Source organism: Citrobacter telavivensis (assembly GCF_041807075.1).
Classification (GTDB): domain Bacteria; phylum Pseudomonadota; class Gammaproteobacteria; order Enterobacterales; family Enterobacteriaceae; genus Citrobacter_A; species Citrobacter_A telavivensis.
In genome coordinates this window covers 182,410-204,700 of sequence record NZ_JBGUBF010000001.1, presented here as the reverse complement: position 1 = coordinate 204,700, position 22,291 = coordinate 182,410, and the positions used below count along the sequence as shown (strand labels likewise).

The following is a 22,291-nucleotide window of genomic DNA, read 5'->3' as shown; positions in this document are numbered from 1 at the left end:
ACAGATCCAATGATGTTTACAGTAATGTAACCTTCCCGTAAAATGCCCACACACTTTAAACGCCACCAGGTCCCGTGGAATTGAGGTCGTTAAATGAGACTCAGGAAATACAATAAAAGTTTGGGATGGATGTCATTAATTGCAGGCACTGCATTACTCAGTGGCTGTAATTCTGCGCTGTTAGATCCCAAAGGACAGATTGGACTGGAGCAACGTTCACTGATACTGACGGCATTTGGCCTGATGTTGATCGTCGTTATTCCTGCAATCTTGATGGCTGTAGGTTTTGCCTGGAAGTACCGTGCAAGCAATAAAGATGCGAAGTATAGCCCGAACTGGTCACACTCCAATAAAGTGGAAGCTGTGGTCTGGACGGTGCCTATCTTAATCATTATTTTCCTTGCGGTGTTGACCTGGAAAACCACTCACGCTCTTGAGCCAAGCAAGCCGCTGGCGCATGACGAGAAGCCCATTACCATCGAAGTGGTTTCCATGGACTGGAAATGGTTCTTCATCTACCCGGAACAGGGCATTGCTACCGTGAATGAAATCGCCTTCCCGGCGAACACTCCGGTTTACTTCAAAGTGACCTCCAACTCCGTGATGAACTCCTTCTTCATCCCACGTCTGGGTAGCCAGATTTATGCCATGGCCGGTATGCAGACTCGACTGCATCTGATCGCCAATGAAGCCGGTACCTATGATGGTATCTCCGCAAGCTATAGCGGACCTGGCTTCTCCGGTATGAAATTCAAGGCTATCGCTACACAGGACCGCGCCGCATTCGACCAATGGGTTGCTAAAGCGAAACAGTCACCGAACACCATGAGCGACATGGCTGCGTTCGAGAAAGTGGCTGCGCCAAGCGAATACAACCAGGTGGAATACTTCTCCAACGTGAAACCCGATTTGTTTAAAGACGTTATTAACAAATTTATGGCTCACGGTAAGAGCATGGACATGACCCAACCCGAAGGTGAGCACAACGCACACGAAGGCATGGAAGGCATGGACATGAGCCACGCGGAATCCGCTCACTAAGGGGCCGAGGAAGAATACGATGTTCGGAAAATTGACGCTGGATGCAGTGCCGTTCCATGAACCCATTGTCATGGTTACGATCGCTGCCATTATCATCGGTGGTGCGGCCTTACTGGGCCTAATCACTTACTTCGGTAAGTGGACCTACCTGTGGAAAGAGTGGCTGACTTCGGTTGACCACAAACGCCTTGGCATCATGTATGTCATCGTCGCAATCGTCATGTTGATTCGTGGCTTTGCCGACGCCATCATGATGCGTAGCCAGCAGGCGCTGGCTTCTGCAGGTGAAGCGGGCTTCTTGCCACCTCACCATTACGACCAGATCTTCACGGCTCACGGCGTGATCATGATCTTCTTCGTGGCAATGCCGTTCGTTATCGGTCTGATGAACCTGGTGGTTCCGCTGCAGATCGGCGCACGTGACGTTGCGTTCCCATTCCTGAACAACCTGAGCTTCTGGTTCACCGTTGTCGGCGTAATCCTGGTTAACCTGTCTCTGGGCGTGGGTGAATTCGCACAGACCGGTTGGCTGGCGTATCCGCCGCTCTCGGGAATAGAGTACAGTCCCAGCGTCGGGGTCGATTATTGGATATGGGCAGTCCAGCTATCTGGTATTGGTACAACGCTGACCGGTATCAACTTCTTTGTGACCATCATTAAGATGCGTGCGCCAGGAATGACCATGTTCAAGATGCCGGTATTCAGCTGGGCGTCTCTGTGCGCGAACATCCTGATTATCGCTTCTTTCCCAATCCTGACGGTTACCGTCGCGTTGCTGACCCTGGATCGCTATCTGGGTACCCATTTCTTTACCAACGATATGGGCGGCAACATGATGATGTACATCAACCTGATTTGGGCCTGGGGCCATCCGGAAGTGTACATTCTGGTTCTGCCGGTCTTCGGGGTGTTCTCCGAAATCGCGGCAACCTTCTCACGTAAACGTCTGTTTGGTTACACCTCGCTGGTGTGGGCAACCGTGTGTATCACCGTTCTGTCGTTCGTTGTTTGGCTGCACCACTTCTTCACCATGGGTGCAGGCGCTAACGTAAACGCCTTCTTCGGTATTACCACCATGATTATCGCCATCCCGACCGGGGTGAAGATCTTCAACTGGCTGTTCACCATGTATCAGGGCCGTATCGTATTCCACTCAGCGATGCTGTGGACGATTGGCTTTATCGTGACCTTCTCAGTCGGCGGTATGACCGGCGTACTGTTGGCGGTTCCGGGTGCGGACTTCGTACTGCACAACAGTCTGTTCCTGATTGCGCACTTCCATAACGTTATCATCGGCGGCGTCGTATTTGGCTGCTTCGCAGGTATGACCTACTGGTGGCCAAAAGCGTTTGGCTTCACGCTGAACGAAACCTGGGGTAAACGCGCATTCTGGTTCTGGATCATCGGCTTCTTCGTGGCATTTATGCCGCTGTACGTGCTGGGCTTTATGGGTATGACCCGTCGTCTCAGCCAGCAGATTGACCCTCAGTTCCATCCAATGCTGGTCGTTGCCGCCTGCGGTGCCGCGCTGATTGCACTGGGTATCCTGTGCCAGCTGATTCAGATCTACGTCTCTATTCGCGACCGCGAGCAGAACCGTGACCTGACCGGTGACCCATGGGGTGGTCGTACGCTGGAGTGGGCAACCTCTTCTCCACCGCCGTTCTACAACTTTGCCATTGTGCCGCACGTTCACGAGCGTGATGCCTTCTGGGAAATGAAAGAAAAAGGTGAAGCGTACAAGCAGCCTGCGCACTATGAAGAAATTCATATGCCGAAGAACAGCGGTGCCGGTATCGTCATTACCGCCTTCGCAACACTGTTTGGTTTCGCCATGATCTGGCATATCTGGTGGCTGGCGATTGCAAGCTTCGCAGGCATGATCATCAGCTGGATTGTGAAAAGCTTTGACGAGGACGTGGACTACTACGTACCAGTCCCGGAAGTCGAAAAACTGGAAAACCAGCATTTCGATGAGATTTCTAAGGCAGGGCTGAAAAATGGCAACTGATACTTTAGCGCACGCGACTGCCCACGCGCACGAACACGGGCACCACGACGCAGGCCAGACCAAAATCTTCGGATTTTGGATCTACCTGATGAGCGACTGCATTCTGTTCTCTATTCTGTTTGCAACCTATGCCGTTCTGGTGAACGGCACCGCAGGTGGCCCGACAGGTAAGGACATTTTTGAACTGCCGTTCGTTCTGGTTGAAACATTCCTGCTGTTGTTCAGCTCCATCACCTACGGCATGGCGGCGATCGCCATGCACAAGAACAACAAAAGCCAGGTGGTTTCCTGGCTGGCGTTGACCTTCTTGTTCGGTGCCGGATTCATCGGGATGGAAATCTATGAATTCCATCACCTGATTGTTAACGGTATGGGTCCGGATCGCAGCGGCTTCCTGTCAGCGTTCTTTGCGCTGGTCGGCACCCACGGTCTGCACGTGACTTCCGGTCTTATCTGGATGGCCGTGCTGATGGTGCAAGTCGCCCGTCGCGGCCTGACCAGCACCAACCGTACCCGCATCATGTGCCTGAGCCTGTTCTGGCACTTCCTGGATGTGGTGTGGATCTGTGTGTTCACTGTTGTTTATCTGATGGGGGCGATGTAATGAGTCATTCTAACGTGAACAGCGGCGCGTCCCATGGCAGCGTAAAAACCTACATGACAGGGTTTATCCTGTCGATCATCCTGACGGTCATTCCGTTCTGGATGGTGATGACGGGTGCTGCCTCTCCGGCCGTAATTCTGGGGACTATCCTGGCAATGGCAGTGGTGCAGATTCTGGTGCATCTGGTGTGCTTCCTGCACATGAATAGCAAATCTGATGAAGGTTGGAACATGACGGCCTTTGTCTTTACCGTGCTGATCATCGCCATCCTGGTTGTCGGTTCCATCTGGATCATGTGGAACCTCAACTACAATATGATGATGCACTAAGAGCGGCGGTTATGATGTTTAAGCAATACCTGCAAGTAACGAAACCAGGCATCATCTTTGGCAACCTGATCTCGGTGATCGGGGGATTCCTGCTGGCCTCGAAGGGCAGCATCGACTATCCCCTGTTCATCTACACGTTGGTCGGAGTGTCACTGGTTGTGGCGTCGGGTTGTGTATTTAACAACTACATCGACAGGGATATCGACAGAAAGATGGAAAGGACCAAAAACCGCGTGTTGGTTAAAGGTCTGATTTCCCCTGCGGTCTCGCTGGTGTACGCCACCCTGCTGGGTATTGCTGGCTTCATGCTGCTGTGGTTTGGCGCGAATCCTCTGGCCTGCTGGCTGGGCGTGATGGGCTTTGTGGTTTATGTGGGCGTTTACAGCCTGTATATGAAGCGCCACTCGGTCTACGGGACGCTGATCGGCTCTCTCTCCGGCGCGGCGCCGCCGGTGATCGGCTACTGCGCGGTAACCGGTGAGTTCGACAGCGGCGCGCTGATTCTGCTGGCGATTTTCAGCCTGTGGCAGATGCCGCACTCTTATGCCATCGCGATTTTCCGCTTTAAGGATTATCAGGCGGCTAACATCCCGGTTCTGCCGGTGGTGAAAGGCATTTCGGTCGCGAAGAACCACATCACGCTGTACATCGTGGCATTTGCTATCGCCACCCTGATGCTAACTCTGGGCGGCTATGCAGGTTATAAATACCTGATTGTTGCTGCGGCGGTGAGCGTCTGGTGGTTGGGCATGGCGCTGCGCGGTTATAAAGTGGAAGATGACAGAGTCTGGGCGCGCAAGCTGTTCGGTTTCTCCATCATCGCCATTACCGCGCTCTCCGTGATGATGTCCGTCGACTTTATGGTGCCGGATTCGCACAATCTGCTGACCTACGTCTGGTAAGTTAATCGTCACATCTTCTATGCCGGATGGCGGCTGACGCCTTATCCGGCCTACAAAAAAGCATATTGCGAGTAGGCCGGATAAGATACGTTAGTATCGTCATCCGGCATTTTCGTCTCTAGCCGACGCCACTCACAACCCCAACATTTGTTAATAAAGCGCATATTTACCCCGCCTGCTTAGCGCTTTACACTAGGCGCGAAATTGAGACAGAGGTGGGAATGAACGATTATAAAATGACGCCGGGTGAGTTGCGCGCCACCTGGGGTTTAGGGACCGTATTTTCTTTGCGCATGCTTGGCATGTTTATGGTCCTGCCGGTTCTGACCACATACGGCATGGCGCTACAGGGTGCCAGCGAAGCCTTAATTGGCCTCGCCATCGGTATCTATGGTCTGGCGCAGGCCATTTTTCAGATCCCTTTTGGGCTACTCTCCGACCGCATCGGTCGCAAACCGCTGATTGTCGGTGGACTTGCCGTGTTTATCCTCGGCAGCATCATTGCCGCGCTGTCGGACTCCATCTGGGGCATTATTCTTGGCCGTGCGTTACAGGGGTCGGGCGCGATTGCCGCCGCGGTGATGGCGCTACTGTCTGACTTAACCCGCGAACAAAACCGCACGAAGGCGATGGCGTTTATTGGCGTGAGCTTTGGCATCACCTTCGCGATAGCGATGGTGCTCGGGCCGATAATCACCCACGCCCTGGGGCTCAACGCCCTCTTCTGGATGATTGCCGTTCTGGCAACGGCAGGGATCGTCCTGACGCTGTGGGTCGTGCCTGACAGTGCCAACCACGTGCTCAATCGCGAATCGGGAATGGTCAAAGGCAGTTTCAGTAAGGTACTGGCGGAACCGAAACTGCTGAAGCTCAACTTCGGCATCATGTGTCTGCACATTTTGCTGATGTCCACCTTCGTTGCCCTGCCCGGCCAACTGGCTGATGCCGGTCTGCCTGCGGCAGAACACTGGAAAGTGTATCTGGTGACCATGCTGATTTCGTTTGGCTCGGTCGTCCCGTTCATTATCTACGCCGAAGTGAAGCGCCGGATGAAACGGGTGTTCCTGTTCTGTGTGGCGCTGATTGTGATTGCCGAGATTGTTCTCTGGGGCGCGGGCGCCCATTTCTGGGAACTGATTATCGGCGTGCAACTGTTCTTCCTCGCCTTCAACCTGATGGAAGCGCTCCTCCCGTCGCTAATCAGCAAAGAGTCGCCGGCGGGTTACAAAGGGACAGCCATGGGCGTTTATTCCACCAGCCAGTTCCTCGGCGTCGCGTTGGGGGGATCGCTGGGCGGCTGGATTGACGGAATGTTTGACGGGCAAACCGTTTTTCTTGCCGGCGCGTTTTTAGCCGTTGTCTGGCTCGCCGTCGCCAGCACCATGAAAGAACCGCCCTATGTCAGCAGCCTGCGGGTGGTCATTCCGCCGGAGATTGCGGCCGATGACGTGCTGAAACAGCGTTTGCTGGCAACAAAAGGCGTCAGTGAAGTGTTGATTGCACAACAGGAACATTCCGCTTACGTGAAGATCGACAGCAAACTGACCAACCGCTTTGAGGTTGAGCAGGCCATCAGTCAGGCGTAAAGACGTAAGACGTAAAAAGGAAAACGGTCCGGAAAACCGGACCGTGAAAGATTAATCGCGGAAGTTTTTAAACTGGAACGGCTGCCCCAAATCGCCACCGCGTACCAGCGCCATTACGGACTGGAGGTCATCACGGGATTTCCCGGTCACGCGAATCTCTTCGCCCTGAATCTGTGCCTGCACCTTCAGCTTGCTGTCTTTAATCAGCTTAACAATTTTCTTCTGAACCGCACTCTCAATGCCCTGCTTCAGTTTCGCTTCCACAAACCAGGTTTTCCCGCTGTGAACGAACTCTTCTGGCACATCGAGTGACGTCCCTTCAATGCCACGTTTAAGCAGCTTGGCACGCAGAATGTCCAGCAACTGGTTGACCTGGAAATCGGATTCGCTCAGCACTTTGATCGTTTTATTGGCATCGTTGAGCTCAAATGTCGCTTCAACGCCGCGAAAATCAAAGCGTGACTCAACTTCACGAATGGCATTATCTACGCCGTTACGCGCTTCCTGAAGATCAACTTCAGAAACAATATCGAAAGATGGCATCTTTTCCTCTCCCTTCATTTTTGATGCGAAGCATAATACCTGCAAAGTCTCTCAACAGACAGCGCTATACTATGTTAGCAAACACCTGGTGCTGTTGCGGGTGAGGAGGAAGAATGAAAATTACCGTACTGGGATGCGGAGCCTTAGGGCAATTATGGCTTTCAGCACTGTGCAAACAGGGACATGACGTACAGGGTTGGCTACGCGTGCCGCAACCCTATTGCAGTGTGAATGTGATTGAGACGGATGGATCGATATTTAACGAATCCCTGACGGCAAACGATCCGGAGTTTTTAGCCACCAGCGATCTGCTGCTGGTAACGCTGAAAGCGTGGCAGGTTTCCGACGCGGTCAAAGCGCTGGCGTCGACGTTGCCGGAAACAACCCCGATCCTGTTGATTCATAACGGTATGGGAACGATTGAAGAACTGCGAAATATCCACCAACCGCTGCTGATGGGGACAACCACCCACGCCGCACGTCGTGATGGCAACGTCATTATCCATGTTGCGAACGGCACCACGCGTATTGGCCCGGCGCGCGAGCAGGATGGCGATTTCAGCTACCTTGCCGATCTCTTGCAATGCGTACTGCCCGACGTCGCCTGGCATAACAACATTCGCGCCGAAATGTGGCGCAAGCTGGCGGTGAACTGCGTGATCAATCCCCTGACCGCGCTGTGGAACTGCCCGAATGGCGAATTGCGTAACCATCCTGACGAGGTGAATCTGATTTGCCAGGAAGTTGCGGCGGTCATTGAGCGCGAAGGTCACCATACATCGGTCGACGATTTACGTTATTATGTTGAGCAAGTCATTGACAGTACGGCGGAAAATATCTCATCCATGTTGCAGGACATTCAGGCTCTGCGTCATACCGAGATCGACTACATTACCGGATACCTGCTGAAACGCGCCCGTGCCCATGGGATTGCGGTGCCGGAAAACAGCCGTCTGTTTGAGTTAGTAAAGCGAAAGGAGAGTGAGTATGAGCGCTCAGGCACTGGTATGCCTCGCCCCTGGTAGTGAAGAGACCGAAGCAGTCACCACTATCGATCTGCTGGTTCGTGGCGGAATTAACGTAACCACCGCGAGCGTTGCCAGCGACGGCAGTCTGACTATCGTCTGCTCGCGCGGTGTAAAACTGTTGGCGGATGCGCCGCTGGTTGCCGTGGCCGATGGTGACTACGACATCATCATCTTGCCGGGCGGTATTAAAGGCGCCGAGTGTTTTCGCGACAGCACGCTGCTGGTCGAAACCGTTAAGCAGTTTCACCGTTCCGGACGGATTGTCGCTGCCATTTGCGCGGCTGCCGCCACCGTACTCGTTCCGCACGACATTTTCCCGATCGGCAACATGACGGGCTTTCCGGCGCTGAAAGACAAAATTCCCGCTGAGCAGTGGCAGGATAAACGCGTGGTGTGGGACCCGCGGGTGAAGTTGCTCACCAGTCAGGCCCCGGGCACCTCAATCGATTTTGGTTTAAAGATTATCGACCTGTTGGTTGGGCGCGAGAAAGCCCATGAAGTTGCGTCACAACTGGTGATGGCGGCAGGCATTTATAATTACTACGAGTAATTTCAAGACCACTCCAGCGGCCGACTTAATCTTAATAAAGGAATAACAGATGAAGGGATGTCTGACCGGAGTGGCGTTATGGTTATTTTCTGGCTGTGTGATGGGGACGCAGTTAGACATTAAGAACCTTAGCTTCAACTATCCTGAGAGCACGGAAATTCAGTATCGTCTCCCCTGGTTTACCTCAGCGGATAACCCACAAGCCGCAAAACGCATCAACGATTTTATCTTCTCCCGTTTTCTGAACCAGTTGCCGGGTAACGATCCGCAGGCCACGTTGAATAAACTGGCAAAAAGCGGCATTGATGCCACCGCCAATCTGGACTACTCCGTCGAAGACCGTGACAGCAAGATACTGACATTAAACCTTTTTGTGGAAGGCTGCGGCGCCTATTGCGAGTCTTACAATGTTCCACTGAGCTTCGATTTAGCGAGCGGCGCGAATATCACCCTCGACGATCTGTTTTCCCCGGCCACCATTGCCCAGTTAAACACCCGCGTCAGAAAAGATATTCGCTCCCAGATAACCACCTTTGTTGATAAGCATAAGTCCGAGTCGGCAGAGCAAATCAAAGCGGAAAAAGGTGAAGATTTTAATTACGAAGAGTTCTATGCCTCATGCGCGACGTATGAGGGCGGGCTGTACTATGTTGATAATTTCTCGCTTCAGAAAGGCGATCTCGTCTTCATTAATGGACGTTGCAGCAACCATGCAAGCCGCGCACTGGATGAGCTCGGTGATTTCACGACGAAAATCACCGCCGCAACGTTACACGACCAACTCACTCCCTACGGGAAGTCACTGATTTCCCCTAACAGCGAAAAGCCCCTCTCCCCTGCCCCCTCGCTTAACGGCAAGTTAGTCTACGGCACGTTGGGGAAAAGTATGCGCATCGTGATGAATATCACCTGTAATGAAGCATCGGCCAGCGGAGCCTACTTTTATGAAAAATACGGCTCACCTATCGAACTTACCGGTAAATGCGGCACGGAGAATCACCCGCACTATGAGTTGAGAACGAGCGTTTCTGCTGAAACCGAAGAGAAGATCACGCTGGATTTAAACGATGGCGTCTATCAGGGTGTCTGGGAATCGAACGGGAAAACGCTCCCCATTCGCTTTGAATAACAGTGTCAGATTGCCGGATGGCGGCGTAGTACTTCGTCATCCGGCCTGCAAAACACGGGGTTTGAAGAGGGAAAAACATACCCGCTTAGAACCATGGCGCTCCGCTCATGACATTACTGTAAAACAGCATTCTGCCCGCCAGTTCTCCCGTGATGATTAATATCACCCATACCCAACTGCGCATCCCGCTGTTCAGACGCGATATCCCCCACACCGCGACGCACACGCTGGCGAACAGTTGCCACCAGAGCAGAGGACTGGAAGCATCAGCACCCGAGACCTGATAGCGGAGAACCAGCGCACCGGCGCTCAACGCAATACCCACCACAATGCCCGCGTTACAGATCGTTGAGGATGGCAGATGCCAGCAAGCTCTGGCGACGGCGACGCTCATAAATCCCGTCAGAAACGCCGTACCCAGAAAAGCGACAGGCGTCGCGACGTTGTGCCAGAGCGGGTGTAGCGGCATCTGGTAATACACCTGAGAGGTCACCAGAATGGTGCCCAGCCCCACCAGCGCCGTTACCCCACCCAGCAGTATCACCCCGCGCTGTACGGGTTTGAACCGACACAACAATAGCCAACAAAACATCACGCCATTAAGCACGATAAACGCGACCACTTCCCGGCTGAGCCAGGAGTTCCCCAGCCCGGCAAGGGAGCGGTAAGCGCCTTCAGGCGATCCCAGATGCGCCAGCGACGCACAAGAGCCCAGCACGGTGATGACCCAGAACCGCAGCGCCAGCATACGGTACTGCACGGCACTGAACTTCCGCTTACGACCAGACTGACACACGGTAAGCGCCAGCACGCCGCCAATACCCCACTGGGCGAAGACGGTAAAGAAGACCAATGGCAATTCATAGTGTTCCATTTCGTTCCCCTCAATCCCGCGGCGGAATAATGACAATATTAGGCTGGCTGATCGTGTGATCGGGCAGGTTGTAGCGTTTTTCCAGCACCGCCCACTGCGTCGTATGTTCCTTGCGCAATTCCGCTATCTCACCAAAGCGTAATACGCCTGCCGGACAGGACTCCACGCAGCGCGGCTGTAATCCTTCATCAAGACGCTCAGCACACAGATTGCACTTACTGGTTTTCCCCTCGGCGGGATCGTACACCGGGGCGCTCCACGGACAGGCCATGATGCACATCCGACAGCCAATGCAGCGATCGTGATCCTGAACGACGATGCCGTCCGCGCGTTTGCTATACGTTCCCGCCGGGCAGACTTTCATGCACTGCGGGTCATCACAATGGTTGCACGACATGCTGATGAAGGCCTGCGTGTTGGGCTCATCCGTATGACGTTCGCGTACCCGACGCCAGAGCACGCCCGTCGGCGTCATGTTTTCTGATTTGCAGGCCATGCTACAGGTTTTGCAGCCATAGCAATTTTGCATATCAATAAGAAATCCATACTGTTTCATCGTGATTAAACCTCCCTTCTCACATCCACCAGCGTACTGTTACAGCAGTGTCCATTCCCCAGCACCTCCACCTGATCGTTAGTGACATGGCTGCTGCTTCCTCCCTGCTGTTCCCACCAGCCGTTATCCAGACTCACCACCCCGCGTTTAATATGGGTAGTCACGTCGGCAATCGCCCGATGCTGGCCGCGATGATTGAACACCACGACCCATTCTCCTGGCTGAATCTGTCGCTGGCGGGCATCTTCCGGGTGGATCATCACGTTCGGACGGTTACGCTGAACCTCAAGGATCCATTCGTTCATGCCATGGCTGGAGTGCACGCTGCGCGCCAGTTTGCGCTGCACCGCCATTAACGGGTAGGTCTGCGCCAGTTCAGGCGATCCTTTGACCGACTCTTTCACCTGCTTCCAGGTCACCACCGGCAGGAACGCTTTTTTGCTCCACTCCTCGATATACAGGTGCGCTTTGCCGGTCGACGTGAGGAACTTGCCGTCTTTAAACGGGATCCAGTCATCCTCGACAGGACATATCGGCCCCTTTTTCAGCATGTCGCGGGTGATGCCTGAACCTTTCAGACAGGTGTCAATATAGTGCTCAATCGGCTGATTAAAGACCTCGCCAAAACCAAAGCGCTCGGCCAGACGGGCAAAAATCCAGTAATCGGGTTTGGCTTCTCCCGGCGGTTCCACCGCTTTCTCCATCAGTTGCACATAGTGGCTGCGCACGCCCGCCATAAGGCTGACATCCTCAAAAATGGTCGTGACGGGAAGCACCAGATCGGCATACAGCGCGGACGAGCTCATCAGGTTGTCAGCAACCACCACAAAGGGCACTTTTTTAAAAGCCTCTCTGACCTGGTTGGTATTGGGCAACTGGGTCATCGCGCCCAGCGTCATGTTCCACCAGAACTTAATGGAATGCGGTTTTTCGTGAGCGACCCAGTCGCCGATTTTGGCAATCGGAATGGGTGGGATTTTGGCAACATTCGGCGCGGGAGGAACAATGGGCGAGAATTTTGCCATCTGTCTGACGCCGCCAGCATCGCAAACGCCAGCCCCGGCTTTGCCAATATTGCCGGTGATCAGCGCCAGATAGAACTGGCTCGCGGCAACGTAAGTACCAAATTCGGTTCTCTGTGCCCCGGACATGTTCTGCACAATCATCGCCGGTTGTGTTGAGGCGTAATCTCGCGCCAGACGCAGCACCGTCTGTGCGGGCACGTCGGTCTCTTCCTCCACCTTCTGCGCCGTCCAGGGTTTTGCCTGCGCCCAGACGTTATCCAGCACGGTGGTGAACTCGCTGTTGGCGGGCAACTCATCACCGAGCAGTGCCGGCATCACGCCGGGGGCATCATGCCGTTTCAGGGTCTGGCTTTGGGTATCAAACACCAGGTAACTGTCCGCGTCCTTAGGATCGGCCCGCATCAGTTGCTGCTGTGAATCCACCAGGTAGACCGCCCCGGTATGCGCCCGCAGGAAATCGGCGTCATAGCGTTTTTCCTGCATGATAATGTTGATCATCCCTAGCGCCAGGGCAATGTCGGTGCCGGGTACGATCGGCACCCACTCGTCGGCTTTGGCCGCCGTTTCGTTAAACCGCGGGTCGATCACCACCAGTCGTGCGCCGTTTCTCTGCGCCTGCGAATAGTTTTTAAAATAGGCATGCATAGTGACTGCCGGATTATTCCCCCAGCAGAGGATGTAGCGACTGTCCGCAATGGTGTCGCGGGTATCGGCATAGCGCAGACCAACCATCGGCATCATGGCAGCGGTCACCGCCGCGCAGCATAGCGAACCTGCGGTTTTGGTACTGCCGCCGAGATAATCGAAGAAGGCTTTGCCCATATCATTCTTGATGGAGTCCATGTTCCCCGACGCAGCGGTGAGCAGTAAGCCTTTATTCCCCTCAGTGGCAATCGTCTCCCGGATGTTCTTTTCAATGAGATCGAGTGCTGCGTCCCAACTAATCGGCTGAAATTTTCCCTCGCCTTTTTCCCCTATGCGCAGCAGCGGTTGCGTCAGGCGTAACGGGTGATAGACCCATTTGGTGCGGCTAATTCCCCGCAAACAGCACTTCACATTGAAGCCCTTCGTCGCTTCAATTTTCATTAAGCGGTCTTTCCAGACGTACGCCGTCAGGTTGCAGTGCAGACACTCCATTGCGCAGGTCGAGCGAAATGTCTGGTAATCCGTTTGCTTAAGACGAACCCGGGGCAACGGTGAACCGTTGGCCTGGCGGAGCGTCAGAAACGTTGGCAGCAGTGACGACAACCCCACTACGCCGAGCCCTTTTAGCAGGGTTCTTCTTTTTAAATGAATATTGCTCAATGCGTCCATGTTCTTGCCTCTAAATAAAGTTCATTATTAGTTAACCCAAGTTCACCAGTGATTAACTTGAGAGAGGTCAAGATCGCCCCATTTAGGCGTAACGGTCTTTTTAAATTGCGAAGACAGTCAGGATTTCTGCCGCAATGGTATAATCGTGGAGAATTATTCAAGAGAACGCATATGGCTGAAACATCACAAGGGGTCAATTCGGTTGATATCGCCGTCAACATTCTGACGTTTGTTGCCAGTCAAAACGGTCAGGCGCGGGCCATCGATATCGCCGCGGGATGCAACCTGTCCAAGAGTCGTTTACACAAGTATCTGGTCTCACTGTGTCGAACCGGCATGCTGGGGCAAAACGAAAAAGGACTCTACTGTCTTGGATCGACCCTTTTGCAGATAGCGGGCAATCCAACGACAGCGCGCGATCCGGTCAGTGAGCTCAATGCGGTGCTGATCGCCTTTCGCGATACCTTTAACCATTCCACCGGCGTCGTGGTTGCGACGGACGGCAGACTAGTGCTGAAGCACTACAATCGCAGCTTCCGGAATGTGGATATCGATTTTCTGCCCAATACCCCCGTTCCGCTTCACGCCAGTTCGGCAGGCCAGGTGTTCATGAGTTTTTCCGGCTACCAGCCGCAGAATCAGGCGCAGGAACAACTGATTGCACAGATACAGTCTCAGGGCTATGCGGTGCGCCACAATCCGACGCAAGGGATCCCAGGCGCACAGTCGATTGCCTGTCCACTACGCAATGAAAAAGGAGATCTGGTGGCGATTGCCGTGACGATGGGGTTCTTCAGTACAGACGTCATCCCGCAGATTGCCGGGCAGTTAGTGAGAAGCGTCGCGGCGCTTCATCCACAGGAGTAAGTTTCCCCCAGCGCGGATGGCCGGGGGAAATCGCAGTTACGGGCGATACACCTTCACATTCTCAAAGCCCTGCTCGCGCAGATACAGCGCCTGAAGTCGGCTCATCACGCCGCGCTCGCACCACAACAGCCAGGTTTTATTCTGGTCAAGATCGCCGAATTGCGTGCTCAGCTTGTAGAACGGCAGTGAAACCACATCCACACCTTCCACCTTCAGCGGCTTGTCATCCTGCTCGTCGATAGCGCGGATATCCAGAATCACGTCGTTCGGGCCAAAACCGCTGACGGTTTCCACTTCCACCACGTCCTGCTGAGTCTGCTGTGCGATTTCGCGAATATCCACGTTGCTGGCTTCTTCAACCACCTTATCGAGGATGCTGAAGTCAAAATTCTCTTCTTCCGCTTCAATCTTCGCCTTGATAGCTTTCACCGTCGGGCTTTTTGAAATCACGCCGCAGTATTCCGGCATGGTGCGGGCAAAGTCTTCCGTCCCAATCTGGCGCGCCAGGTTGATGATGTGCTCTTTATCGTAAGCAATCAGCGGACGCAGAATCAGCGTATCGGAGACGTTATCGATCAGACGCAGGTTGGTCAGCGTCTGGCTGGAGACCTGACCCAGCGCTTCGCCGGTGACCAGCGCCTGCACGCCGTAGCGTTCCGCCACTTTCGACGCCGCGCGAACCATCATACGTTTGAGCACCACCCCCATCTGGCCGTCATCAACTTTCTCGAGGATCTCACCGACCACCGGCTCAAAGTTGATGGCGACAAAGCGCACGCGATGCGAGCTGCCGAAGCGGTTCCACAGATAGTGCGCTACCTGACGAACGCCGATTTCATGCGCCGCGCCGCCGAGGTTAAAGAAGCAGTAGTGAACGCGGCAGCCGCGACGCATCAGCATGTAGCTGGAAACGCCGGAGTCAAAGCCGCCGGAGATCAGCGATAGCACGTCTTCCTGAGTACCGATCGGGAAACCGCCAATCCCTTCGTAACGCCCTTTAATCAGCAGCAGACGGTCATCTTCCACTTCCAGATGGACAGTGACATCCGGGTTAGTCAGCTTCACGCGCGCCGATTCAATATGCTGGTTTAAACCGCCGCCTACGTAACGTTCTACATCGATAGAGCTAAACTCGTGTTTACCACGACGTTTAACGCGCACGCAGAAAGTTTTACCTTCCAGCCGATCGCGGTATTGCACCAACGCCTTCTCGAAAATATCGTGCATGTCGGTAAACGGCACGTCTTCGACTTCGAGAATGTGGTGAATCCCCGGAATACGGGTCAGCGCGTCACGGATCGCCAGACGCTGGTTTTCATCTTTCGCGCGAACTTCGATGTTGTCCCAGTGACGGACAACGGCGAGAGTCTCATCATAGTGCTTTAAAACGTTACGAATGTTCCCGGTCAGCATTTTTATAAAGCGCAAACGCACAGATTGGCTTTTGATGGTGATTTCCGGGAACAATTTAATGATAAACTTCATGGCGGCAATGGTTCTTTAGCAAGCCAGTTACGGCTTGTATTGGAGAAAGAGTACAGCAACCCCGTTAAGCGGTTGCATCCAGGCGCGGGAGTATACCACTATCAGGCGATTCCTGTGCACATTGCGCGTTATACCCTTAATAATTCGCGTGCAGCCAACGTACAGGCCGCCTGAAGTATGATGGGCGAATTTGATAATTGCTCTGAGTCCGTTACCATATCAGGGCTGAAAATACTGAGAGTCAGACATTTATTATGGCGAAGAAAAATGAGGCGCCGGTCAGCTTTGAAACGTCGCTGAACGAGCTGGAGCAAATTGTAACGCGTCTGGAAAGTGGCGATCTGCCGCTGGAAGAGGCGCTGAACGAATTCGAACGTGGCGTGCAGCTGGCACGTCAGGGTCAGGTGAAACTGCAACAGGCTGAACAGCGTGTGCAAATCCTGCTGTCTGACAATGAAGACGCATCCCCTACGCCTTTTACAGCGGATAACGAGTAAATGGATTTTTCGCAGCAGCTTCAGGCCTGCGTTGAGCAGGCCAACCAGGCGCTGAGCCGTTTTATTGCCCCACTGCCCTTTCAGAACACTCCCGTGGTCGAAACCATGCAGTATGGCGCATTATTAGGCGGTAAACGTCTGCGCCCGTTTCTGGTGTATGCAACCGGTCAGATGTTTGGTATCAGCCTGAACACGCTGGATGCCCCGGCAGCCGCCGTTGAGTGCATTCATGCGTACTCGCTGATCCATGACGATCTGCCCGCGATGGACGATGATGATCTGCGTCGTGGCCTGCCGACCTGCCACATCAAGTTTGGTGAGGCCAATGCGATTCTGGCAGGTGATGCCCTGCAAACACTGGCATTCTCGATTATCAGCGATGCTCCGATGCCAGAAGTCGCTGACCGCGATCGGATCGCGATGATTTCCGAACTGGCGAGCGCCAGCGGAATCGCCGGAATGTGCGGCGGTCAGGCGCTGGATCTCGCCGCCGAAGGTAAACAGGTGCCGCTGGAGGCGCTGGAGAAAATCCATCGTCATAAGACCGGCGCACTGATTCGCGCCGCGGTTCGCCTGGGCGCGTTAACTGCCGGAGAAAACGGCAGAAATGCCTTACCGATACTCGACAGATACGCAGAAAGTATCGGTCTGGCATTCCAGGTTCAGGATGACATTCTGGATGTGGTGGGCGATACTGCAACGTTGGGTAAACGTCAGGGTGCCGACCAGCAGCTTGGCAAAAGTACCTATCCTGCACTTCTGGGTCTTGAGCAAGCCCGAAATAAAGCCCGGGATTTAATCGCAGAGGCTCGCCAGTCGTTAAACCAACTGGCCGCACAGTCACTCGATACCTCGGCACTGGAAGCGCTAGCGGACTACATAATCCAGCGTAATAAATAATTGACTACCCTGAGCAATAAATTGCAGCGGATACACTGTAATTTGGGTAAACAAACGATGAGTCTCTGATGAGTTTTGATATAGCCAAATACCCTACCCTGGCACTGGTCGACTCCACCCTGGAGTTACGACTGCTGCCAAAAGAGAGTCTGCCGAAACTCTGCGACGAGCTGCGCCGCTATTTACTCGACAGCGTCAGCCGTTCCAGCGGACACTTCGCCTCCGGGCTGGGCACGGTCGAACTGACCGTGGCGCTGCACTATGTCTATAACACCCCGTTTGACCAACTGATCTGGGACGTGGGTCATCAGGCTTATCCGCACAAGATTTTGACCGGTCGTCGCGATAAAATCGGCACCATTCGCCAGAAAGGCGGCCTGCACCCGTTCCCGTGGCGCGGTGAAAGCGAATACGATGTCCTGAGTGTGGGTCACTCCTCAACTTCTATCAGCGCCGGAATCGGTGTGGCGGTTGCCGCCCAGAAAGAGGGTAAAGATCGCCGTACCGTCTGCGTCATTGGCGACGGGGCGATCACCGCCGGGATGGCATTTGAAGCGATGAACCACGCGGGCGATATCAAACCCGACATGCTGGTCATCCTCAACGACAACGAAATGTCGATTTCCGAAAACGTCGGCGCGCTGAACAATCACCTCGCGCAGTTGCTCTCCGGTAAGCTCTACTCTTCCCTGCGCGAAGGCGGCAAGAAGGTATTCTCTGGCGTACCGCCGATTAAAGAACTGCTCAAGCGCACCGAAGAACATATCAAAGGCATGGTGGTGCCCGGCACGCTGTTTGAAGAGCTGGGCTTTAACTACATCGGCCCGGTCGACGGTCACGATGTGCTGGGGCTTATCACCACGCTGAAGAACATGCGCGACCTGAAAGGCCCACAGTTCCTGCATATCATGACCAAGAAAGGCCGGGGCTATGAGCCGGCGGAAAAAGATCCGATCACCTTCCATGCGGTGCCAAAATTCGATCCGTCCAGCGGTTGTCTGCCGAAAAGCAGCGGCGGCCTGCCGAGCTATTCGAAAATCTTCGGCGACTGGCTGTGCGAAACGGCGGCGAAAGACAGCAAACTGATGGCAATCACCCCGGCTATGCGCGAAGGGTCTGGTATGGTCGAGTTCTCGCGTAAATTCCCGGACCGCTACTTTGACGTGGCGATTGCCGAGCAGCACGCGGTGACCTTTGCCGCCGGACTGGCGATTGGCGGTTACAAACCGGTGGTGGCTATCTACTCCACCTTCCTGCAGCGCGCCTACGATCAGGTGCTGCATGACGTCGCAATTCAAAAGCTGCCGGTCATGTTTGCTATCGACCGTGCGGGGATCGTCGGAGCCGACGGACAAACCCACCAGGGGGCGTTCGATCTCTCCTATCTGCGCTGCATTCCGGAGATGGTCATCATGACGCCGAGCGATGAAAACGAATGCCGCCAGATGCTGTTTACCGGCTATCACTACAGTGATGGCCCAACGGCGGTGCGCTATCCGCGCGGAAATGCCGTCGGCGTTGAGCTGACGCCGCTGGAAAAACTGCCGATCGGGAAAGGCGTGGTGAAGCGTCACGGCGAGAAGGTGGCGATCCTCAACTTCGGTACCTTAATGCCGGAAGCGGCGAAAGTCGCGGAATCCCTCAACGCTACGCTTGTCGATATGCGCTTTGTGAAACCGCTGGATGAGGCGCTGATCCTTGAAATGGCGGCGCGTCATGAGGTGCTGGTGACGCTGGAAGAAAACGCCATTATGGGCGGTGCCGGTAGTGGCGTGAACGAAGTACTGATGGCGCACCGCAAACCGGTTCCGGTGCTTAACATCGGCCTGCCGGACTTCTTTATACCGCAGGGAACTCAGGACGAAGCCCGCGCCGAATTGGGTCTGGATGCCGCAGGCATTGAGGCCAAAATCAAGGCCTGGTTGGCATAATCCCCTCTTCGCTCCTGCTATGCTTAACCGATAACGAGCATAACAGGAGCGAAATAATGCAATACAACATCTTAGGAAAAACGGACCTTCGGGTTTCCCGCCTTTGTCTGGGCTGCATGACGTTCGGCGAACCGAATCGCGGCAACCACGCCTGGACGCTTCCCGAAGAGAGCAGTCGCCCTATCATCCAACGCGCCCTTGAAGGCGGCATTAACTTTTTCGATACCTCGAACAACTACTCAGCCGGCAGCAGCGAAGAGATCGTCGGTCGCGCACTGCGCGATTTCGCCCGCCGTGATGAAGTCGTCGTCGCCACCAAAGTGTTTAACCGGGTGGATGACCTGCCAGAAGGATTATCCCGCGCGCAAATTCTGCGTTCTATTGATGACAGTCTGAGACGACTGGGGATGGATTACGTCGATATCCTGCAAATTCACCGCTGGGATTACAACACGCCGATTGAAGAAACACTTGAAGCGTTAAACGATGTGGTCAAAGCCGGTAAGGCGCGCTATATCGGCGCGTCGTCAATGCATGCGTCGCAGTTTGCCCAGGCGCTGGCACTGCAAAAACAGCACGGCTGGGCGCAGTTTATTAGCATGCAGGACCACTATAACCTGATCTATCGTGAGGAAGAGCGCGAAATGCTGCCGCTGTGCTATCAGGAAGGCGTGGCGGTGATCCCGTGGAGCCCATTGGCCAGAGGACGTCTGACACGTCCGTGGGGAGAAACCACGGCACGTCTGGTCTCTGATGAAGTGGGGAAAAAGCTGTACAGCGAAAGCGACGAAAACGATGCGCAGATTGCCGCACGACTGGCAGGCGTGAGCGAAGAGCTTGGCGCGACGCGTGCTCAGGTGGCGCTGGCGTGGCTGTTAAGCAAACCGGGCATTGCCGCGCCGATTATCGGTTCATCGCGGGAAGAACAGTTGGATGAGTTGCTGAACGCCGTGGATCTCACGCTGAAACCCGAGCACATCGCCGAACTGGAAACGCCGTATAAGCCGCATCCCGTGGCCGGATATAAATAAGAAAACGTGCCGGATGACGGCGTAACCGCCTTATCCGGCCTACAAAATACGGACATCATACCGGGTAGGCCGGATAAGCGCAGCGCCATCCGGCATCGTCATCAAATAATCCCAATCGGCCAGTGATGACCGATGAAATAGAGGATCCCGGCGGAAATCACCCCGGCGACAATATCGTCCACCATGATCCCCATCCCGCCATGCACATTGCGATCGAACCAACGGATCGGCCACGGCTTCCACATATCGAGAATACGGAAAATCACAAACCCGGCGGCGACCCACTGCCAGTCGTGGGTCGGCAACGCCATGAGCGTGATCCACATTCCGATGAACTCATCCCAGACGATGCTACCGTGATCGTGCACGCCCATGTCTTTCGCCGTTTGATGGCAAAGATAGACGCCGATACAGATCCCCAACATCACCACCAGCGAATAGAGCTGCCATGGCAGAAAGGTCATCAGATACCAGAAGGGGATCGCCGCCAGCGATCCCATCGTGCCGGGAACAATCGGGCTGAGGCCGCTGCCAAATCCGGTAGCCAGTAAATGCCACGGGTTGAGCATATTCAGGCGGCTTTTGGCGACATCTTTATGGCGTGGCAAAATGGTCATATCCTTTCCAGTCAACAGTGACAGGCTTTCCGTTGCGCATGAAATGAATCCCTTCTACATCCGCGCTCATCTGCCCGATACAGGTAAAGGGGACGCCAAGCTGGCCCATTGCCACCTCCAGCGCGCCGCGATTCAGTTCCGGTACCGTGAAGCATAACTCGTAGTCTTCGCCGCCAGACAGCGCCCAGCGCAGCGCCTGTTCGGATTCGACGTGACGCGTCATCGCGCCTGACCAGGGTAACGCATCGAGATCGACGCGCGCGCCGCAGGCGCTGGCGTTAACAATGTGCCCAAGATCGGAAATCAGCCCGTCAGAGAGATCGATCGCCGCACTGGCCAGATCGCGCAGCGCCTGGCCCTGTAGAATACGCGGCGTTGGACGCAGATGGCGTTTGAGCAGATATTCGCGGTCGGCCGCATCGGCGACCTGCAAGCGGTTCAGCAAAATTGCCAGACCCGCGGCGCTATCGCCCGGCGTACCGGTCACGTAGATCCAGTCGCCCGGCTTCGCCCCGGCGCGTTTCAGGGCGCGCCCGGCAGGAACAAAACCGTGGATACCCAACGTCATCGACAGTGGACCCCGCGTGGTGTCGCCGCCAATCAGTTGCATACCGTAGTAATTCAGGAGATCAAACAGACTGTCGCTGAAGGTTTCCAGCCAGCGTTCGTCCACCTCAGGCAAGGTGATCGCCAGCGTCAGCCACGCCGGATCGGCACCCATTGCGGCCAGATCGCTTAAGTTCACCGCCAGCGCTTTGTAGGCCAGATCGGCAGGATCAATATCAGCCAGGAAATGGTTACCCGCCACCAGCGTATCGGTGCTGATCGCCAGCGTCTGTTTATCGGGGATGTTCAGAAGTGCACAGTCGTCGCCAATACCGGTTTCGACGTCAAGACGAGAGCTTCTGACACGGTCAAAATAACGGGCAATCAGGGAAAACTCGCCGCATGCCATACGTTATGCCTCAGCAGAAAAAATGAAAAAGCCGCCAGAGGAGAGGAATCGCTTCCACTTCGCTGACGGCCTGGTGATTACTTTTTGTTGGGGCGAATCGCAGGCGCTGCTTTATCCAGAACGCCATTGACGAACTTGTGGCTGTCTTCCGCGCCGAACGTTTTCGCCAGTTCGATCGCTTCGTTAATGGCCACTTTGTATGGCACATCACTGCGTTTAGACAGCTCGAACAGCGCAATACGCAGTACGGCTTTTTCCACCTGACCCAACTCTTCCAGCAGACGAGACAGATAGGGTTTCATTAAACCATCCAGGTACGCGCTGTTAGTCGCCACCCCGGACAGCAGTTCACGGAAGTACATGACGTCAACATCTTTCACGTCCTGTTCTGCCAGGAACTGGTATTCAACATCAGCGATGTCGTTCTGGGACAACTGCCAGGAGTAGAGCGCCTGAACGGCACACTCACGGGCGCGGCGACGAGCAGCAGGTTTCACGGATTTCCCCTTACAAAAA

At 54.6% G+C, this 22,291-nt stretch carries 22 protein-coding genes; 14 read left to right on the top strand and 8 right to left on the bottom strand.

The window, feature by feature from the left end:
• Nucleotides 1-93: 93 nt before the first annotated feature.
• The 6 genes from cyoA to ACERJC_RS00915 all read left to right on the top strand — a co-directional run bounded on the left by cyoA (nucleotide 94) and on the right by ACERJC_RS00915 (nucleotide 6,473).
• Nucleotides 94-1,041, top strand: a complete 948-nt coding sequence (gene cyoA / locus ACERJC_RS00940; RefSeq protein ID WP_152405646.1) for a cytochrome o ubiquinol oxidase subunit II — start codon at nucleotides 94-96, stop codon at nucleotides 1,039-1,041.
• Between the two features lie 19 nt (nucleotides 1,042-1,060).
• Nucleotides 1,061-3,052, top strand: coding sequence for a cytochrome o ubiquinol oxidase subunit I (cyoB, locus tag ACERJC_RS00935; protein ID WP_286632576.1), 1,992 nt, complete (start codon nucleotides 1,061-1,063; stop codon nucleotides 3,050-3,052).
• A complete protein-coding gene (locus ACERJC_RS00930; RefSeq protein ID WP_103776618.1) occupies nucleotides 3,042-3,656 on the top strand; it encodes a cytochrome o ubiquinol oxidase subunit III in 615 nt (204 codons plus the stop codon). The genes cyoB and ACERJC_RS00930 overlap by 11 nt, the downstream gene beginning before the upstream one ends.
• A complete protein-coding gene (locus tag ACERJC_RS00925; RefSeq protein ID WP_152405648.1) occupies nucleotides 3,656-3,985 on the top strand; it encodes a cytochrome o ubiquinol oxidase subunit IV in 330 nt (109 codons plus the stop codon). Before ACERJC_RS00930 ends, ACERJC_RS00925 begins: the two co-directional genes overlap by 1 nt.
• An 11-nt stretch (nucleotides 3,986-3,996) precedes the next feature.
• On the top strand, nucleotides 3,997-4,887 hold the full coding sequence (gene cyoE, locus ACERJC_RS00920) for a heme o synthase (RefSeq protein ID WP_152405649.1): 891 nt from the start codon (nucleotides 3,997-3,999) through the stop codon (nucleotides 4,885-4,887).
• A gap of 221 nt (nucleotides 4,888-5,108) precedes the next feature.
• On the top strand, nucleotides 5,109-6,473 hold the full coding sequence (locus ACERJC_RS00915) for an MFS transporter (RefSeq protein WP_373670833.1): 1,365 nt from the start codon (nucleotides 5,109-5,111) through the stop codon (nucleotides 6,471-6,473).
• A 51-nt stretch (nucleotides 6,474-6,524) separates the two neighbouring features.
• On the opposite strand, the gene ACERJC_RS00910 is transcribed toward ACERJC_RS00915, so the two are convergent.
• Nucleotides 6,525-7,016 (bottom strand): YajQ family cyclic di-GMP-binding protein, encoded by a 492-nt coding sequence (locus tag ACERJC_RS00910; protein ID WP_042324531.1) that lies wholly within the window; start codon nucleotides 7,014-7,016, stop codon nucleotides 6,525-6,527.
• A gap of 113 nt (nucleotides 7,017-7,129) precedes the next feature.
• Between ACERJC_RS00910 and panE the strand changes: the two genes are divergently transcribed.
• The 3 genes from panE to ACERJC_RS00895 are packed head-to-tail and all read left to right on the top strand — an operon-like array spanning nucleotide 7,130 to nucleotide 9,723.
• Nucleotides 7,130-8,041: a 2-dehydropantoate 2-reductase gene (gene panE / locus ACERJC_RS00905; protein ID WP_152405651.1), complete on the top strand. Its 912-nt coding sequence runs from the start codon at nucleotides 7,130-7,132 to the stop codon at nucleotides 8,039-8,041.
• A complete protein-coding gene (gene yajL, locus ACERJC_RS00900; protein ID WP_373670832.1) occupies nucleotides 8,004-8,594 on the top strand; it encodes a protein deglycase YajL in 591 nt (196 codons plus the stop codon). The genes panE and yajL overlap by 38 nt, the downstream gene beginning before the upstream one ends.
• A 49-nt stretch (nucleotides 8,595-8,643) precedes the next feature.
• Nucleotides 8,644-9,723 carry a hypothetical protein gene (locus tag ACERJC_RS00895; RefSeq protein WP_373670831.1) on the top strand — a complete coding sequence of 360 codons (1,080 nt, stop codon included), beginning with the start codon at nucleotides 8,644-8,646 and terminating at the stop codon, nucleotides 9,721-9,723.
• A gap of 85 nt (nucleotides 9,724-9,808) precedes the next feature.
• Here the strand turns inward: ACERJC_RS00895 and ACERJC_RS00890 are convergent, their stop codons facing one another.
• The 3 genes from ACERJC_RS00890 to ACERJC_RS00880 are packed head-to-tail and all read right to left on the bottom strand — an operon-like array spanning nucleotide 9,809 to nucleotide 13,492.
• Nucleotides 9,809-10,597 (bottom strand): dimethyl sulfoxide reductase anchor subunit family protein, encoded by a 789-nt coding sequence (locus ACERJC_RS00890; protein WP_152405654.1) that lies wholly within the window; start codon nucleotides 10,595-10,597, stop codon nucleotides 9,809-9,811.
• 10 nt (nucleotides 10,598-10,607) lie between these two features.
• Entirely contained in the window at nucleotides 10,608-11,153 is a 546-nt protein-coding gene (locus tag ACERJC_RS00885; protein ID WP_373670830.1) for a 4Fe-4S dicluster domain-containing protein, read from the bottom strand.
• Between the two features lie 5 nt (nucleotides 11,154-11,158).
• Nucleotides 11,159-13,492, bottom strand: a complete 2,334-nt coding sequence (locus tag ACERJC_RS00880; RefSeq protein ID WP_373670829.1) for a molybdopterin-containing oxidoreductase family protein — start codon at nucleotides 13,490-13,492, stop codon at nucleotides 11,159-11,161.
• Nucleotides 13,493-13,663: 171 nt separating this feature from the next.
• On the opposite strand from ACERJC_RS00880, the gene ACERJC_RS00875 reads away from it, so the two are divergent.
• Nucleotides 13,664-14,359 carry an IclR family transcriptional regulator gene (locus ACERJC_RS00875; protein ID WP_373670828.1) on the top strand — a complete coding sequence of 232 codons (696 nt, stop codon included), beginning with the start codon at nucleotides 13,664-13,666 and terminating at the stop codon, nucleotides 14,357-14,359.
• A 36-nt stretch (nucleotides 14,360-14,395) separates the two neighbouring features.
• On the opposite strand, the gene thiI is transcribed toward ACERJC_RS00875, so the two are convergent.
• Nucleotides 14,396-15,844 (bottom strand): tRNA uracil 4-sulfurtransferase ThiI, encoded by a 1,449-nt coding sequence (gene thiI, locus ACERJC_RS00870; protein ID WP_152405657.1) that lies wholly within the window; start codon nucleotides 15,842-15,844, stop codon nucleotides 14,396-14,398.
• A gap of 254 nt (nucleotides 15,845-16,098) precedes the next feature.
• Between thiI and xseB the strand changes: the two genes are divergently transcribed.
• From xseB to ACERJC_RS00850, 4 genes are all read left to right on the top strand, one after another.
• Nucleotides 16,099-16,341, top strand: a complete 243-nt coding sequence (gene xseB / locus ACERJC_RS00865; RefSeq protein ID WP_042324547.1) for an exodeoxyribonuclease VII small subunit — start codon at nucleotides 16,099-16,101, stop codon at nucleotides 16,339-16,341.
• Nucleotides 16,342-17,241, top strand: a complete 900-nt coding sequence (ispA, locus tag ACERJC_RS00860) for a (2E,6E)-farnesyl diphosphate synthase (RefSeq protein WP_286632567.1) — start codon at nucleotides 16,342-16,344, stop codon at nucleotides 17,239-17,241.
• A gap of 68 nt (nucleotides 17,242-17,309) precedes the next feature.
• Nucleotides 17,310-19,172: a 1-deoxy-D-xylulose-5-phosphate synthase gene (dxs, locus tag ACERJC_RS00855; protein WP_371895208.1), complete on the top strand. Its 1,863-nt coding sequence runs from the start codon at nucleotides 17,310-17,312 to the stop codon at nucleotides 19,170-19,172.
• Between the two features lie 56 nt (nucleotides 19,173-19,228).
• Nucleotides 19,229-20,203 carry an aldo/keto reductase gene (locus tag ACERJC_RS00850; RefSeq protein WP_042324551.1) on the top strand — a complete coding sequence of 325 codons (975 nt, stop codon included), beginning with the start codon at nucleotides 19,229-19,231 and terminating at the stop codon, nucleotides 20,201-20,203.
• Between the two features lie 101 nt (nucleotides 20,204-20,304).
• Here the strand turns inward: ACERJC_RS00850 and pgpA are convergent, their stop codons facing one another.
• The 3 genes from pgpA to nusB all read right to left on the bottom strand — a co-directional run bounded on the left by pgpA (nucleotide 20,305) and on the right by nusB (nucleotide 22,272).
• Nucleotides 20,305-20,820 carry a phosphatidylglycerophosphatase A gene (gene pgpA, locus ACERJC_RS00845; RefSeq protein WP_371895211.1) on the bottom strand — a complete coding sequence of 172 codons (516 nt, stop codon included), beginning with the start codon at nucleotides 20,818-20,820 and terminating at the stop codon, nucleotides 20,305-20,307.
• Complete coding sequence (gene thiL / locus ACERJC_RS00840) at nucleotides 20,798-21,775, bottom strand: thiamine-phosphate kinase (protein WP_152405660.1); 978 nt, start codon at nucleotides 21,773-21,775, stop codon at nucleotides 20,798-20,800. Before thiL ends, pgpA begins: the two co-directional genes overlap by 23 nt.
• 77 nt (nucleotides 21,776-21,852) lie before the next feature.
• A complete protein-coding gene (nusB, locus tag ACERJC_RS00835) occupies nucleotides 21,853-22,272 on the bottom strand; it encodes a transcription antitermination factor NusB (RefSeq protein WP_042285962.1) in 420 nt (139 codons plus the stop codon).
• Nucleotides 22,273-22,291 lie beyond the last annotated feature (19 nt).

What these genes read in the sequence shown, in the direction of transcription:
- cyoA (WP_152405646.1), top strand. Translation starts at nt 94, where the DNA reads ATGAGACTCAGGAAATACAATAAAAGTTTGGGATGGATGTCATTAATT.
- cyoB (WP_286632576.1), top strand. Translation starts at nt 1,061, where the DNA reads ATGTTCGGAAAATTGACGCTGGATGCAGTGCCGTTCCATGAACCCATT.
- ACERJC_RS00930 (WP_103776618.1), top strand. Translation starts at nt 3,042, where the DNA reads ATGGCAACTGATACTTTAGCGCACGCGACTGCCCACGCGCACGAACAC.
- ACERJC_RS00925 (WP_152405648.1), top strand. Translation starts at nt 3,656, where the DNA reads ATGAGTCATTCTAACGTGAACAGCGGCGCGTCCCATGGCAGCGTAAAA.
- cyoE (WP_152405649.1), top strand. Translation starts at nt 3,997, where the DNA reads ATGATGTTTAAGCAATACCTGCAAGTAACGAAACCAGGCATCATCTTT.
- ACERJC_RS00915 (WP_373670833.1), top strand. Translation starts at nt 5,109, where the DNA reads ATGAACGATTATAAAATGACGCCGGGTGAGTTGCGCGCCACCTGGGGT.
- ACERJC_RS00910 (WP_042324531.1), bottom strand. Translation starts at nt 7,016, where the DNA reads ATGCCATCTTTCGATATTGTTTCTGAAGTTGATCTTCAGGAAGCGCGT.
- panE (WP_152405651.1), top strand. Translation starts at nt 7,130, where the DNA reads ATGAAAATTACCGTACTGGGATGCGGAGCCTTAGGGCAATTATGGCTT.
- yajL (WP_373670832.1), top strand. Translation starts at nt 8,004, where the DNA reads ATGAGCGCTCAGGCACTGGTATGCCTCGCCCCTGGTAGTGAAGAGACC.
- ACERJC_RS00895 (WP_373670831.1), top strand. Translation starts at nt 8,644, where the DNA reads ATGAAGGGATGTCTGACCGGAGTGGCGTTATGGTTATTTTCTGGCTGT.
- ACERJC_RS00890 (WP_152405654.1), bottom strand. Translation starts at nt 10,597, where the DNA reads ATGGAACACTATGAATTGCCATTGGTCTTCTTTACCGTCTTCGCCCAG.
- ACERJC_RS00885 (WP_373670830.1), bottom strand. Translation starts at nt 11,153, where the DNA reads ATGAAACAGTATGGATTTCTTATTGATATGCAAAATTGCTATGGCTGC.
- ACERJC_RS00880 (WP_373670829.1), bottom strand. Translation starts at nt 13,492, where the DNA reads ATGGACGCATTGAGCAATATTCATTTAAAAAGAAGAACCCTGCTAAAA.
- ACERJC_RS00875 (WP_373670828.1), top strand. Translation starts at nt 13,664, where the DNA reads ATGGCTGAAACATCACAAGGGGTCAATTCGGTTGATATCGCCGTCAAC.
- thiI (WP_152405657.1), bottom strand. Translation starts at nt 15,844, where the DNA reads ATGAAGTTTATCATTAAATTGTTCCCGGAAATCACCATCAAAAGCCAA.
- xseB (WP_042324547.1), top strand. Translation starts at nt 16,099, where the DNA reads ATGGCGAAGAAAAATGAGGCGCCGGTCAGCTTTGAAACGTCGCTGAAC.
- ispA (WP_286632567.1), top strand. Translation starts at nt 16,342, where the DNA reads ATGGATTTTTCGCAGCAGCTTCAGGCCTGCGTTGAGCAGGCCAACCAG.
- dxs (WP_371895208.1), top strand. Translation starts at nt 17,310, where the DNA reads ATGAGTTTTGATATAGCCAAATACCCTACCCTGGCACTGGTCGACTCC.
- ACERJC_RS00850 (WP_042324551.1), top strand. Translation starts at nt 19,229, where the DNA reads ATGCAATACAACATCTTAGGAAAAACGGACCTTCGGGTTTCCCGCCTT.
- pgpA (WP_371895211.1), bottom strand. Translation starts at nt 20,820, where the DNA reads ATGACCATTTTGCCACGCCATAAAGATGTCGCCAAAAGCCGCCTGAAT.
- thiL (WP_152405660.1), bottom strand. Translation starts at nt 21,775, where the DNA reads ATGGCATGCGGCGAGTTTTCCCTGATTGCCCGTTATTTTGACCGTGTC.